Here is a 13,204-nt window from a genome sequence, read left to right as displayed (position 1 = left end):
ACGAAATGGCCAAATTGCCTGAAAACCGCACGCTTGAGAGGGTATGACGCAATAATGGCACCTTGATATACCTGAGAGCGCACACGTTTGCGAAATTTATAACAAATAGGTCTTAGGTATTCTGTATACCGAGCTAATTTAGTGTCTTCCGTTTGAAACGTAATGTCCCTGGAGTTGTCATGAACATCGCTGCTGTACGCGAGCAGGTAAGCCAAGCCCATCAACACGAAGGCCAGACTGGCCAATTGAAACAGCGTCTCGAGCTGCAACTGCCCCACCTGCACCCCTCGATCCAGCTGCCCGAGCAGGACGCCCAGGGTACTTTGGCGCGCTTCGTCAGCGCCTACATCGACCAGGTACCGGAACTGCTGGAGGCCGCACATGCGGTTGCCCGCGAGGCCGGGATCGAGTCGCAGATCAAACCGGTACTGAAAATTGCCGAAGCCTACTTCCTGCAGCCGCCCAGTGTGATGGAAGGGCATGTGGGCCTGGACTGCCTGCTGGACGAGGCCTATCTGGCGCACCGGCTGGTGGAGGAAGTGAATGACTTGTACATCCGTCACTTCCAGCAGCCGCTGATCCCGGTCGACACCACCGTCGCCAACCTGATTGCCCACCAGTTGATCGGCGAGGAATTTGCCAACCAGCTGGATGAAGTGGTGCATCACTCGGTTGACGAAATGCTCAATGACGAGAGTTTTGCGGTGGAGTCAGTGGAGGCTTATCGCGAGAAGCTAAGCAGCCCGGCGACCGGCGAGGCGTGGAAGCGCTGGCCGTGCCTGTCTCGGCAGCTGGGTGTCGAGCTCGGCCAACCGGCCTGATTATCCTGTTCCGGCCTCTTCGCGGGCACGCCCGCTCCCACAGGTTCTGCGCTGGTTTGAGCTAAAGCGCAATCCTGTGGGAACGGGCGTGCTCGCGAAAGGGCCAGATCAGACAACTAATCCCTCGGCTCTATGCCCCAACCCCCGCAGTAGTGCGCAACCGCCCCTCGATCCGCCGCTTCAACCGTCGCTGTTCTATCAGCAACCGCGACCCATTGGCCGCATTACTGCGGTTCCAGTCCTCCAGCAGCTCAAGGCACGAATGGTCGATGTAGCTCAGGTTACCCAACGGCACATGCAACGTAGTGCCCGCCGGTACGGTATCCAGCACCTGGGTCAGCGCCGGCACCTTCAGGAACGTTGCCGCACCACTTAACCGCAGCTCCATATGCCCAGCCTTCTCCAGGCCCACCAAGTTGATCTTCAGCCGCGCCGCCTTGAACGCCAGTTTCAGCAGAGTCAGGGCAAAGCCCAGCAGCACGCCGGTCAGCAGGTCGGTAAAGATGATCGCCAGCGCTGTCGCCGCGTAGGTAAACATCGGCATGCGGCCATAACGGCCCAAACCTCGAAACGCCTTGAAATCAACCAGCTTGACCCCGGTGAACACCAGCACACCCGCCAGACTCGCCACCGGAATCTGCTGCAGCACGCTGCTCAACACCACCACGAACGCCAGTAGCCACAAGCCATGGAAGATCGCCGATGCCCGTGTCTGTGCCCCCGCCTGCACATTGGCCGAGCTGCGCACGATCACACCCGTCATCGGCAAAGCACCCAACACACCGCAGAGCATGTTGCCGATCCCCTGGGCCGACAACTCACGGTCGAAGTCCGAGCGCTGGCCGCTGTGCATGCGGTCCACCGCCGCAGCCGACAGCAGGGTTTCCGCACTGGCAATGAAGGCCAGGGCGAAGGCAGCGACCAGCAGGGTAGGGTCGGCCAGCTGCATCAGGTCATCCGGGCGGATCCAGTCGATGGCCTGGGAAAGGTCTGCCGGTACTTGCACTCGGTTGACCGGCAAGGCCAGCCACATACTGATGCCGGTCATCGCCGCAACACCCAGCAGGGCACCCGGGACGAAGCGCAGCCGCTGCGGCCGCAAGCGCTCCCAGCCCCACATGATGGCGATGGTACCCAGGCCCAGCGCACCGGCCATCCAGCCGGTACCGGCGCTTTCCTGTGGCAGGGCTGCGACCACGGTTGCCGGGAACTCCACCAGGTTCTGCATACCGGAAGGCTGGGGCGCGGTGTCGAACATGACATGCACTTGCGACAGCACGATCAGCACGCCAATCCCCGCCAGCATGCCGTACACCACCGCTGGCGCAGTAACGCGGAACCAGCACCCCAGGCGCAGGCGCCCGGCCAGCAGCTGCAGCACCCCGGCCAACAGCAAAATCGGCCCAAGCATGGCCATGCCATGTTGGCGCACCAGCTCGAACACCAGCACTGCCAGGCCGGCAGCCGGGCCGCTGACTTGCAGCGGCGAACCGGCGAGGAAACCCACGACAATGCCGCCGATAATGCCGGTAATCAGGCCTTTGGCCGGCGGCATGCCCGAGGCGATCGCAATGCCCATACACAACGGCAAGGCCACCAGAAAGACCACCACCGACGCCAACAACTCACGCGGCAGGGCCGCTTTCAACTGTGTAATGTTCACCGTGTTTCTCCATTCTCAGTCACACGGCCATTCCCCTGGCCGTGGGCACGTTTGCCCCTGACGAGCGTGCAGGCGCGGGCCGCCAGCGAGCGTGCCGGCAGGGCAGTCAGGGAATTCAAGGCAGCAGAAGGCCGTGCCACACCCTGAAGGGTGCAGCCGGCTATCAAGGTTCTAGCGGTGGATGGGTCGCTTAGTAGCGGCCTCTCGGGGTAGCGCAGGGGACCGGCTCGCCAGCAGCCAGGGGCAGGAAGCTGTCGCTGGCGGCATCGTAAGCTTCGATCTTGCTGGTCTCGATGTCGTAGACCCAGCCATGGATGTACAGCTCACCGGCTGCCAGGCGCGAGGCAACCGAAGGGTGGGTACGCAAGTGATGCAATTGGGCGATGACGTTTTCCTTGGTCAGTACCTGCATCGTCTCGTGTTCGCTACCGCACGAGCAGTTGTTCTCGACCACGGTACGCGCCACTTCTGCATGGCGTAACCAGGCGGAAACGGTTGGCATCTTGGTCAGCGATTGCGGGTTCAGTACCGCACGCATTGCGCCGCAGTCGGAGTGGCCACACACGATGATGTGGTGCACTTTCAGTGCAAGTACGGCGTACTCGATCGCACTCGATACACCACCATTCATCTGGCCATAAGGCGGTACCACGTTACCGACGTTACGGGTCACGAACAGGTCGCCTGGCGAGCTCTGGGTGATCAGCTCGGGGACGATGCGCGAGTCGGCACAGGTGATGAACATGGCGCGTGGCGTTTGCGCGGTGGCGAGCTTCTTGAACAGCTCTTGCTGCTCGGGGAAGACGTCATGGTGAAAGCGCAGGAAGCCGTCGACGATGTGCTTCAGGGCAGCATCGGCGCTTTCCGCGGGGACCTGCGGGACGACCTTGGATGGGTCCTTGACGGGCATGATTCATCCTCTTGACGGTGTGTAGGTAAATCCATTTTACCGGTGAAAGATTCTGGCTATGCAGGGATTTAGATGACACGCACGGGCCATTGATCACAGTCGGTGTGGACTGATTTACTACGCTAGCGGGGAAAACTTAACTGAAACTTAATTCGAAGGCTCTAGAACGGGCGTTCCAGACAAGAAAGGCGGGATCTGGATAATAGCAAAAAAGCATCAGTTGCCAATATGGATTAGCAAAATTATTGGGTGTTATTAGCTGAGTTGCAGCCATCAGAACAACGCCATCTGGCCCCCCGGTGGGCAGAATGCCGAGCAATCCAGTGCCTGCGCTTCCCGCCCCTCAAAGTTCAGCCGCTTCATGGCCTTGGCAAAACGCTGGGCCAACAGCTCGGCAAACACCCCTTCACCGCGCATGCGGGTACCAAACCGGCTGTCGTACAGCTCGCCGCCCCGGCTCTGGCGGATCAGGCTCAGTACATGCGCCGCCCGTTGCGGGTAATGGTCCTGCAGCCACTGCTCGAACAGTGGCGCCACTTCCAGCGGCAGGCGCAGCATCATGTAGGCCGCGCTCTGCGCGCCGGCTTCCCTGGCAGCCTCCAACAGGCGTTCCAGTTCGCTGTCGTTGATCATCGGAATCATCGGCGAACACAACACACCCACCGGCACACCCGCTTCGCGCAATACCCGGATGGCCCTCAACCGGGCGCCGGGAGAGGCCGCGCGTGGCTCCAGCACCCGCTTGAGATCATCGTCCAGCGTGGTCAGGCTGATCATTACCCGCGCCAGGCGCTGGCGGGCCAGCTCGGCCAGCAGGTCGAGGTCACGCAACACCAGCGAACCCTTGGTGACAATGGTCACCGGATGGCGAAAACGCAGCAATACCTCAAGCAGGCGCCGGGTGAGCATGTGCTCCCGCTCGATCGGTTGGTAAGGATCGGTATTGGAGCCCAGGTTGATCGGCGCGCACACGTAGCCCGGTTTGCTCAATTGTTGCGCAAGCACCTCGGCGGCGTTGGTCTTGGCAATCAGCTTGGTCTCGAAATCGAGGCCGGGGGAAAGGTCCCAATAGGCGTGCGAGGGGCGGGCATAGCAGTAGATGCAACCATGCTCGCAGCCACGGTAAGGGTTGATGGAACGATCGAAGGGCAGGTCTGGCGAGGTGTTACGACTGATCACCGACTTGGCGGTCTCGACCCGCACTTCAGTGCCTTGCGTCTGTGGCACTTCCTGGTACCAACCATCATCCACTGCCACCGAATGGCTCGGGGCAAAGCGGTTATGGGGGTTGTGCGCCGTGCCACGGCCCTTTAGCGGTGCTGGCGGAATCATGGCTCACCTCTATACTGTATCTATATACAGTATAATGCGCGCCAGAATCTTTCCAGCACCTCTGGTCTGGCTACTTCAGGCCATGCCAGCTCAGGTGCGCTGCCTGGTCAGATTGCCGACCAAGGAACACCTTGATGCCTTCGCGCAATGGGCGCGATGCGCCTGGGGATAACAGCGCAGGCCTCGAAGCGCGTGAACACGTCAAAGGCATGCACATCCGACCACAGGTAGGCGTAGTAACCCGCATCGTAACCATTCACCAGGTGGTCGAAGGATCACGGATCATGCGCTCGATCCCTTGCTCATGCGCCAGTAGCACATGGTCGAAAGCCGCACGCATGTTTTCAAGGGTGACGGAAGGGTAATCGACGGGGATGTGGCTAGCTTGCAGCAGGGGGTTGTCCATGGCGCGTCACTTTGCTCGTGGAAAGGAGCAAGAGAGCGTGCATGGCCAGCGTAGGCCAGCAGGCCTGACTATCTACCACCCGGGCCTTGCACCCGGGTGGCACCACAGCATTACTCAGCCGGTTTCTTCAGCTTCGGATTCGGGAAGAACTGCACCGTCTGTACCTTGGCCGGCGAAGCCTTCGGCGCCAGGTGATTAACCCGGGTGCCAAGCTCCTTGGGCACCGAAAGCCCCTGCTCGTTGAGGGTATCGGTGAAGCCACAGGCAACACACTCGCGGTGCGGGGTGTCGTCTTCGCTCCACATCATCAGCTTGTCAGGCTCGCTGCACGCCGGGCATACCGCCCCAGCAATGAAGCGCTTCTTGGTCTTGATCACGGCTACCTCGCTCATGCTGCAGCGCTCTCGGTGAGGCCACTGTGGCGCAGCAACGCATCGATGGAAGGCTCACGCCCACGGAAGTCGACAAACAGCTCCATTGGCTCGCGCGAACCACCACGGGCCAGGATCGCCTCACGGAACGCGCGGCCAGTTTCGGCATTCAGCACGCCTTCTTCCTCGAAACGCGAGAAGGCGTCGGCCGACAGCACTTCAGCCCACTTATAGCTGTAGTAGCCGGCTGCGTAACCGCCCGCGAAAATGTGCGCAAAGCTGTTAGGGAAGCGGTTGTACGCCGGTGGGCGCATCACCGACACCTCGTCGCGCACCCCTTCGAGCACCTGCAGCACACTGCGGCCGTCGCCATGGGTGGCATGCAGTTCGAAGTCGAACAGCGAGAACTCCAGCTGGCGCACCATCATCATGCCCGACTGGAAGTTCTTCGCCGCCAGCATCTTGTCCAGCAGGTCCTGGGGCAGGGGGGCGCCGGTTTCGTAGTGGGCGGAGATCAGCGCCAGGCCTTCCGGCTCCCAGCACCAGTTTTCCATGAACTGGCTCGGCAGCTCGACCGCGTCCCAGGCCACGCCGTTGATGCCGGAGACACCGGCATGCTCGATGCGGGTCAGCATGTGGTGCAGGCCATGGCCGAACTCGTGGAACAGGGTGGTGACTTCATCGTGGGTCAGCAGTGCCGGCTTGCCGGGTGCGGCCGGGGTGAAGTTGCACACCAGGTTGGCCACCGGGCTCTGCAGCTCACCAGCGGCAGTGCGACGACGGTCACGGGCGCCGTCCATCCAGGCGCCGCCGCGCTTGTTGGCGCGGGCGTACAGGTCGAAGAAGAAGCGACCGACGTGCTGGCCGTTTTCCTTGATCTCGAACAGGCGCACATCCGGGTGCCAGCTGTCGAAGCCCTTGAGCTCCGCGATTTCGATGCCATACAGGCACTGCACGATACTGAACAGGCCGTTCAGCACCTTGTCGATCGGGAAGTAAGCACGCAGGGCTTCCTGCGACACGCTGTAGCGTTGCTCGCGCAGCTTCTCGCCAAAGTAGCCGGCGTCCCAGCTGGCCAGCTCAGGGCAGCCTTGATCGGCGGCGTAGGCCTTCAGCTGTTCCAGGTCCTGGGCGGCAAACGGCTTGGAACGCTTGGCCAGGTCACGCAGGAAGTTCAGCACCTGGTCGCTGGACTCGGCCATCTTGGTGGCCAGGCTCAGCTCGGCGTAGTTCTTGTAGCCCAGCAGCTCGGCCAGCTCCTGGCGCAGGCCGAGGATTTCCTGCATCACCGGGCCGTTGTCGAACTGGCCGGCGTTCGGGCCCTGGTCCGAGGCGCGGGTGCAGTAGGCGGCGTACAGCTCTTCGCGCAAAGCGCGGTCGCTGGCGTAGGTCATGACTGCGTAATAGCTGGGGAATTCCAGGGTGATCAGCCAGCCGTCGAGGCCCTTGGCCTGGGCCGCGGCGGCCATCTGCGCCTTGGCCGAGTCGGTCAGGCCAGCCAGCGCGGCTTCGTCAGTGACATGCTTGGTCCAGGCCTGGGTAGCATCGAGCAGCTGGTTGGAGAAGCGGCTACCCAGCTCGCTGAGCTTGCTCTGCACTTCGGCGTAACGCTGCTGCTTGTCTGCCGGCAGGTCGATACCCGACAGGCGGAAGTCACGCAGGGCGTGCTCGAGGATAGTCTTCTGCGCCACGTCGAAGCTTGCGGCTTGCGGGCTGTCGATCAAGGCCTGGTAGGCTTCGAACAGCGCACGGTTCTGGCCCAGTTCGGTCGAGTAGGCGCTCAACGCCGGCAGGCATGACTCATAGGCCTCGCGCAGTTCAGCGCTGTTGCACACCGCATTCAGGTGGCTGACCGGGCTCCAGGCTGCGCCCAGGCGGTCGTTCAGTTCATCCATGGCCAGCACCAGGCCAGCCCAGGAGGGGTGCTTGCCCTGTTTTTCGAGGATCTCGGCAATGGCTTTACGGTTGTCGGCCAGGATCGCTTCGATCGCCGGCAACACGTGTTCGGCACGGATTTGCGAGAAGGGCGGCAGATCGTGGGATTGCAAAAGCGGGTTGTTCGCAGTCACGGTTTGGATACCTTGGCAGAAGAAACACTGCCCCATCTTAATTACAATCGACGCCGACCGCAGCAGGCAGCCTGCCTATCGGCACAGATGAGAGACGCTATCATGGCCATCCGAAGCTTCCAGCAACACACTCCGAAAGTTGGATCACGGGCCTTTATCGACCGTTCGGCGGTAGTGCTGGGCGATGTGGAGATTGGCGAAGACAGCTCGGTCTGGCCGTTGACCGTGGTGCGCGGCGACATGCACCGCATCCGCATCGGCGCACGCACCAGCGTGCAGGATGGCAGCGTGCTGCACATCACCCATGCCGGCCCTTTCAACCCGGACGGTTTCCCGCTGATCATCGGCGACGAAGTGACCATCGGCCACAAAGTGATGCTGCACGGCTGCACCCTGGGCAACCGCATCCTGGTCGGCATGGGCAGCACCATCATGGACGGCGCCATCGTCGAGGACGAAGTGATCATCGGCGCCGGCAGCCTGGTGCCGCCCGGCAAACGCCTGGTCAGTGGCTACCTGTACATGGGCAGCCCGGTGAAACAGGCGCGCCTGCTGAACGACAACGAGCGCGCCTTCTTCTCCTACAGCGCCGGCAACTACGTGAAGCTCAAGGACCAGCACCTGGCCGAAGGCTACGACCAACCGGAATGATCCCGATTACCGAGACGAACATGTACCAGCAAAACATCCTTTTCGACCTCGACGGCACCCTGACCGACCCACGCCTGGGCATCACCCGCTCGATCCAGTACGCCCTGGCCAAGCTGGGTATCGATGAACCGGACCTGACCCGCCTGGAGCACTTCATTGGCCCACCCTTGCTGCAAGCCTTCATGCAGTTCTACGGCTTCGACGAAGCCAAGGCCTGGGAGGCGGTGAACTTCTACCGGGAGCGCTTCCGCGTCACCGGCCTGTACGAGAACCTGGTGTTCCAGGGTGTGCCGGAGTTGCTTGAAGCCCTGAACGGGCAAGGCCGCACGCTGTACATCGCCACCTCCAAACCCTGGGAGTTCGCCCGTGAAATCGCCCGGCACTTCGCCTTCGACCACCACTTCAAGGTGATCTACGGCAGCGAGCTGGACGGCACCCGCACCAACAAGGTCGAGCTGATTCGCCACCTGCTGGACGAAGAAGGGCTGGACCCGGCACAGACGCTGATGATCGGCGACCGCAAGCATGACCTGATTGGCGCGCGCAGCAATGGCGTGCAGGCCGTGGCAGTAGGGTATGGGTTTGGTAGCCAAGAGGAGTTGAAGGCGGAAGAACCGGCCTACCACTTTGCGACCTTGGCCGAAATGCATCAGGCATTTCTCAAGGCTTGATGGCCCTGGGGGCTGCTTTGCAGCCCATCGCGGCCCCAAAATCTCACTGGTTAACCATCAAGCGCTGCAACGCCGCCTTCCTGTCAGCAATCGGCAACCGCCCCAGTTGCTCGACCCGCTCATAAAACCGCCCCCAATCCCTGCCCACCTCGCGGAACAGCGCCTCAAACGCCGGCACCCATTGGTCATAAAGCCCGAACGGCAACAATTTGGCATTGTTCAGCGGCCCATACACCCAGGCGTCATAGCGTTTGTCACCCCCCCACTGGCCATCACGCACCTGCCGGTACTCGCGCCTCAAGCGCTCGAACTCGGCCCGCTTGGCCTGCCGCTTGTGCGCTTCATCCAATGGGCCTGCATAGATCGCCTGCAGCCGGTCACGGCTGGCCAGCACCAGCCGGATGAACTGCTCACGCGGCTGTCCCTGATCCCCGCCAATGGCGGCAAGCCCACGCGCCACGCGCCATTGCCGCGTGCCTTCCTGCTCGACGAAGGAGGCAAACGACTCGTTGAGCTCGGTGTCGTTCTGCACATAAAAGCGCTGGTGAGCCAGTTCATGGAAGATCAGCGTGGCCAGGCGCTCGTCGCCCCAGCCCACCATCGAAGAGAGAATCGGGTCATCGAACCACCCCAGCGTCGAGTACGCCTCCACACCGCCAACGTACACATCCAGCCCGTCTTGCCGCATCAGCGCCGCCGCCCCACGGGCCGCGCCTTGCTGGTAGTAGCCGCGATACGCCACGCACCCCGCAATCGGGAAGCAGTGCGTAACAGGCTGCAACGACAACTCGGGCGTGGCAAAGACGTTCCACACCACATAAGGCCGGCCAATGTCGGCGTACACCCGGTAGCTTCGGTTATCCGGCAGCTTCAGCTGCTGGCTGGCGAAGACCCGCGCCTGTTCAGCGTGCGCCAGGTGCGTTCGTAATTGCGGGGGCGTCGCCGGGTCGGCTATCACCTGCGCGACAGGCTGTCGTGCACGCAGCAATTGCCACTGCCCCTCAGCCAACTGCCCATAGTAGGCAACGCTGCTGCAACCGTTCAGCAGGAGCGCGGCCAGCAGGGGAACCAAACGAATGAAAACGCGGTCGAGTGCCCCAGGGCCTGAGCGCTGCATAGGAAAAAGTCGAAGCATCCGGGACTGTCTGACTCGCTCAAGGCCGATTCACTCCAAGACTATCTCGCCAAGGGGGAGTTTCGCCATGCGTGCATTGTTGGTCGCCGGTTCACTGTTGCTGCTTTGTGCCTGTTCAACGTTGCCAGACCCGGACCCGAACCAGGCCTGGATCGACCTCACCCCCTACGACAACACGTCGCTGCACGCCGTGCAGGTCGACGAACGAGAGTGGGTCGACAGCCGCTATTTTGAGGTACCACCTGGCAGCCACGAGCTGACCGTGCGCTACCAGTTTCCGGTTACCCCCAGCAATATCGGCCCGGTCGATGAGCCGCTGTGGCGCGATTGCCAGGTCAAGCTGACCTTCAAGGACTTCAGCGCCGGGCAGCGCTACCAGCTGCAAGCCGGCAGCATTGGCTTCCGCCCCTGGATCAAGCTTTACGACCAGCAGCAAAAACTGCTCGGCCAAGGCCTGCCTGCAGGCTGCCAACGCACCTGAACCCCGCAAACGGCGCTATGCTTGTACCGTGTACATCGCAAGTGGGAGTCTTGCCATGCGCCAGCCCATGATGCTGATCGCCCTCAGTGCACTGGGGGCTTGCGCCAGCCCCTTGCCGCCCGTCGACCCCAAGCAGGCCTGGGTCGACCTCTACACCATGACCCCCGGCCGGGTGATCATGGCCGACCGCTTGGACGGAAAACGCCTGGAGGATGGCCGTTACTTCCAGGTAACGCCCGGCAAGCACGAACTGGTGGTGCGCTTCGACTATGAGATCTACTCCGGCGGCATCATGAGCCAGCCCCGGGACCGCACCTGCTACCTGACCGTGCGCTTTGACAACTTCAAGGCCGGCGAGCGCTATCGCCTGGAGGCACGGGCTCCGGTGATGGAGCCGCAGGTGCTGCTGTACGACGCCAGCCGCAAGGTGCTGGTGAACGAGCCTAGCGAAGTGTTCTGTATTCCGTGAAAGCCGGGGCTGCCAGGCAGCCCCGGGTCTCAAAGCTACTGGTCATTCTTTTGGTAGATGATCTTCTTCGTCCCGCCATCGCAGGTCCCGACCACCATATTCGGGTCCTTGACCTCGCTGTTGGGCACGATCTCCAAGGTGTAGGAAGGCACGCCCTGCGCCTGGATCTTGGCCTCGATCTCGGCTTTCAGCTCCTCGCACGGTTTCACTGCCGCCAACGTGGAGGTGGCAACCAGGGAAGCCAACACGGCGATTGCTACGCGAATCATGGAACGGCTCCTGAAGAGGCAGCGTGCTGCCGACGCTGGTTAGACTACAGCAAACCGCCACCGTTGCGCCGCTTCAGCCAACCAGCGCGGCATCCAGGCTGATCTTCGCGTTCAGCACCTTGGACACGGGGCACCCTTCCTTGGCCTTGTTGGCTATCTCCAGAAACTGCGCTTCGCTTGCACCAGGCACCTTCGCCCTGAGCACCAGATGCACGGCGGTAATGGCAAACCCATCGGGCAGCTTGTCGAGCGTCACTTCGGCAGCGGTGTCGATCCGGTCGGCAGTAAGCCCGGCTTCGCCCAGCATCATCGACAATGCCATCGAAAAACAGCCCGCATGCGCTGCACCAATCAACTCTTCCGGGTTGGTGCCCGGCGAGCCTTCAAAACGGGTATTGAAGCCGTAAGGGTTCTGCTTGAGCGCGCCGCTTTCGGTAGAAAGCAGGCCGGTGCCGTCCTTCAGGCCACCTTGCCAGATCGCTGATGCTGTCTTTTTCATGCTGCCTCCTAGTCTTTCGGTTACGAGCTTATGGGTTCAGAGGCCTGTCGCCTGCAGCAAGTTCAGACCAATCGCACGGCAAGCATTGAATCCCCCGAATGTGCCCATACAGAGTTGAAAAGGCCGCTGGCCAACCACCTTTGCGGAGGCTCCAATGACGCAGCTGCGTGACCTGAAGATTTCCACCCTCGACCTGGTGCCCGTGCGCGCCGACGCCGGCCCGGCGCAATCGCTGCGCAATTCGCTGGACCTGGCGCAACACGTCGAGCGCTTTGGCTACAACCGCTTCTGGGTGGCCGAGCACCACAACATGGACGGCATCGCCAGTTCGGCCACCTCGGTGCTGATCGGTTACCTGGCCGGGGGGACGTCGACCATTCGCGTGGGCTCAGGTGGAGTGATGCTGCCCAACCACGCGCCACTGGTAATCGCCGAGCAGTTCGGCACCCTGGCCAGCCTGTACCCCGGGCGAATCGACCTGGGACTGGGCCGTGCACCAGGTTCCGACCAGATGACGGCTTACGCCTTGCGCCGCGACCGCGCCGGTGGCCCGGACGACTTCCCTGACGATGTCGAGGAGCTGTCGCGCTACCTCGGCCCACGCACCGATGATCAAAAAGTGATCGCCGTACCGGGGCATGACACCGACGTACCCCTGTGGTTGCTGGGCTCCAGCCTGTTCAGCGCCCAGCTGGCCGGGATGCGCGGCATGCCCTATGCCTTCGCCTCGCACTTCGCACCGCGCTACATGCACGAGGCCATCCGCGTTTACCGCAACCACTTCAAACCATCGACCACGCTGGACAAGCCGTATGTGATGCTGGGCATCCCCATGGTGGTGGCCGAAACCGATGAAAAGGCCGAGTACCTGGCTACCTCGGTTTACCAGCGCATTCTGGCGCTGATTCGCGGGCAGAGCCTGATGCAAAAGCCGCCGGTCGAAAGCATGGATGGATTGTGGCTGCCCCATGAGCGGGATGCTGTGGGCAGCTTCCTGGGCCTGGCGATGATCGGCAGCCCGCAGAAGGTACGGGCCAAGGTGGAGGTGCTGCTGGAGCAAACCGGAGCGGATGAGCTGATCTTTACCTGTGACCTGTATGAACATGCAGACCGGGTGAGATCTTATGAGCTGTTGGCGCAGGCCTTGAAGACCGCATGAACTTCTTCGCGGGCTTGCCCGCGAAGAATCCAGCACAGTTAGCCGCGGCGGTACACAATCTCCTTGGTACCGGCCTCGCAGCTACCAATTACCTTGCCCGCCGGGTCCCCCTTGTTGACGATCTCCAGGGTGTACCCCTTCACGCCCTTGGCATCGAGCTTGGCCGCAATCTCCGCCTTCAGCTCTTCGCACGGCTTGCCCGCCGCCATGGCACCGCCAGCCAGGGTCATCAGGCCCAGGGCCAGAATCAGTTTGTTCATCGATCGCTTTCCTTGTGCAGATGAAATCAGAAAGGGCG

At 61.9% G+C, this 13,204-nt stretch carries 17 protein-coding genes; 6 read left to right on the top strand and 11 right to left on the bottom strand.

The window, feature by feature from the left end; all coding sequences use genetic code 11:
• Window positions 1-179 precede the first annotated feature (179 nt).
• The gene (locus tag ACF8R4_RS04480) at window positions 180-821 is read left to right on the top strand and encodes a hypothetical protein (protein WP_060499839.1); all 642 of its coding nucleotides are present in this window, start codon (window positions 180-182) and stop codon (window positions 819-821) included.
• A gap of 130 nt (window positions 822-951) precedes the next feature.
• On the opposite strand, the gene ACF8R4_RS04475 is transcribed toward ACF8R4_RS04480, so the two are convergent.
• The 7 genes from ACF8R4_RS04475 to prlC all read right to left on the bottom strand — a co-directional run bounded on the left by ACF8R4_RS04475 (window position 952) and on the right by prlC (window position 7,608).
• On the bottom strand, window positions 952-2,484 hold the full coding sequence (locus tag ACF8R4_RS04475; protein ID WP_392491748.1) for a SulP family inorganic anion transporter: 1,533 nt from the start codon (window positions 2,482-2,484) through the stop codon (window positions 952-954).
• A gap of 190 nt (window positions 2,485-2,674) precedes the next feature.
• Complete coding sequence (locus ACF8R4_RS04470; RefSeq protein ID WP_060499841.1) at window positions 2,675-3,394, bottom strand: carbonic anhydrase; 720 nt, start codon at window positions 3,392-3,394, stop codon at window positions 2,675-2,677.
• Between the two features lie 273 nt (window positions 3,395-3,667).
• Window positions 3,668-4,726: a PA0069 family radical SAM protein gene (locus ACF8R4_RS04465; protein WP_060499842.1), complete on the bottom strand. Its 1,059-nt coding sequence runs from the start codon at window positions 4,724-4,726 to the stop codon at window positions 3,668-3,670.
• A 107-nt stretch (window positions 4,727-4,833) separates the two neighbouring features.
• Complete coding sequence (locus ACF8R4_RS04460; RefSeq protein WP_256219278.1) at window positions 4,834-4,986, bottom strand: M3 family metallopeptidase; 153 nt, start codon at window positions 4,984-4,986, stop codon at window positions 4,834-4,836.
• The gene (locus tag ACF8R4_RS04455) at window positions 4,983-5,132 is read right to left on the bottom strand and encodes a hypothetical protein (protein ID WP_156342164.1); all 150 of its coding nucleotides are present in this window, start codon (window positions 5,130-5,132) and stop codon (window positions 4,983-4,985) included. Before ACF8R4_RS04455 ends, ACF8R4_RS04460 begins: the two co-directional genes overlap by 4 nt.
• Window positions 5,133-5,242: 110 nt before the next feature.
• Window positions 5,243-5,524: a YheV family putative zinc ribbon protein gene (locus ACF8R4_RS04450; RefSeq protein WP_060499843.1), complete on the bottom strand. Its 282-nt coding sequence runs from the start codon at window positions 5,522-5,524 to the stop codon at window positions 5,243-5,245.
• Window positions 5,521-7,608 (bottom strand): oligopeptidase A, encoded by a 2,088-nt coding sequence (gene prlC, locus ACF8R4_RS04445; protein ID WP_164524000.1) that lies wholly within the window; start codon window positions 7,606-7,608, stop codon window positions 5,521-5,523. Before prlC ends, ACF8R4_RS04450 begins: the two co-directional genes overlap by 4 nt.
• 66 nt (window positions 7,609-7,674) lie before the next feature.
• Here prlC and ACF8R4_RS04440 point away from each other — a divergent pair, with 66 nt between their 5' ends.
• Both ACF8R4_RS04440 and ACF8R4_RS04435 read left to right on the top strand, forming a co-directional pair.
• On the top strand, window positions 7,675-8,223 hold the full coding sequence (locus ACF8R4_RS04440) for a gamma carbonic anhydrase family protein (protein WP_016712820.1): 549 nt from the start codon (window positions 7,675-7,677) through the stop codon (window positions 8,221-8,223).
• A 20-nt stretch (window positions 8,224-8,243) separates the two neighbouring features.
• Window positions 8,244-8,894, top strand: a complete 651-nt coding sequence (locus ACF8R4_RS04435) for an HAD family hydrolase (RefSeq protein ID WP_060499873.1) — start codon at window positions 8,244-8,246, stop codon at window positions 8,892-8,894.
• Between the two features lie 43 nt (window positions 8,895-8,937).
• Here the strand turns inward: ACF8R4_RS04435 and ACF8R4_RS04430 are convergent, their stop codons facing one another.
• On the bottom strand, window positions 8,938-10,011 hold the full coding sequence (locus tag ACF8R4_RS04430; protein WP_392491744.1) for an aminopeptidase: 1,074 nt from the start codon (window positions 10,009-10,011) through the stop codon (window positions 8,938-8,940).
• Between the two features lie 85 nt (window positions 10,012-10,096).
• On the opposite strand from ACF8R4_RS04430, the gene ACF8R4_RS04425 reads away from it, so the two are divergent.
• Both ACF8R4_RS04425 and ACF8R4_RS04420 read left to right on the top strand, forming a co-directional pair.
• Window positions 10,097-10,510 carry a hypothetical protein gene (locus ACF8R4_RS04425; protein WP_104833660.1) on the top strand — a complete coding sequence of 138 codons (414 nt, stop codon included), beginning with the start codon at window positions 10,097-10,099 and terminating at the stop codon, window positions 10,508-10,510.
• A gap of 55 nt (window positions 10,511-10,565) precedes the next feature.
• Entirely contained in the window at window positions 10,566-10,979 is a 414-nt protein-coding gene (locus ACF8R4_RS04420) for a hypothetical protein (protein WP_104833661.1), read from the top strand.
• A 35-nt stretch (window positions 10,980-11,014) separates the two neighbouring features.
• On the opposite strand, the gene ACF8R4_RS04415 is transcribed toward ACF8R4_RS04420, so the two are convergent.
• Together ACF8R4_RS04415 and ACF8R4_RS04410 are read right to left on the bottom strand one after the other, a co-directional pair.
• Window positions 11,015-11,248, bottom strand: coding sequence for a DUF1161 domain-containing protein (locus ACF8R4_RS04415; RefSeq protein WP_060499848.1), 234 nt, complete (start codon window positions 11,246-11,248; stop codon window positions 11,015-11,017).
• Window positions 11,249-11,321: 73 nt separating this feature from the next.
• Window positions 11,322-11,747 carry an OsmC family protein gene (locus ACF8R4_RS04410; RefSeq protein ID WP_016712814.1) on the bottom strand — a complete coding sequence of 142 codons (426 nt, stop codon included), beginning with the start codon at window positions 11,745-11,747 and terminating at the stop codon, window positions 11,322-11,324.
• A gap of 154 nt (window positions 11,748-11,901) precedes the next feature.
• On the opposite strand from ACF8R4_RS04410, the gene ACF8R4_RS04405 reads away from it, so the two are divergent.
• The gene (locus tag ACF8R4_RS04405; protein WP_060499849.1) at window positions 11,902-12,906 is read left to right on the top strand and encodes an LLM class flavin-dependent oxidoreductase; all 1,005 of its coding nucleotides are present in this window, start codon (window positions 11,902-11,904) and stop codon (window positions 12,904-12,906) included.
• Between the two features lie 38 nt (window positions 12,907-12,944).
• Here ACF8R4_RS04405 and ACF8R4_RS04400 read toward each other — a convergent pair whose 3' ends face one another.
• Window positions 12,945-13,166, bottom strand: a complete 222-nt coding sequence (locus ACF8R4_RS04400) for a DUF1161 domain-containing protein (RefSeq protein WP_019098081.1) — start codon at window positions 13,164-13,166, stop codon at window positions 12,945-12,947.
• Window positions 13,167-13,204: the final 38 nt, after the last annotated feature.

This window comes from Pseudomonas sp. FYR_2, assembly GCF_043106425.1.
Classification (GTDB): Bacteria; Pseudomonadota; Gammaproteobacteria; order Pseudomonadales; family Pseudomonadaceae; genus Aquipseudomonas; species Aquipseudomonas monteilii.
Note: the sequence above shows the minus strand (reverse complement) of the source record. Positions and strands in the feature narration are given on the sequence as shown.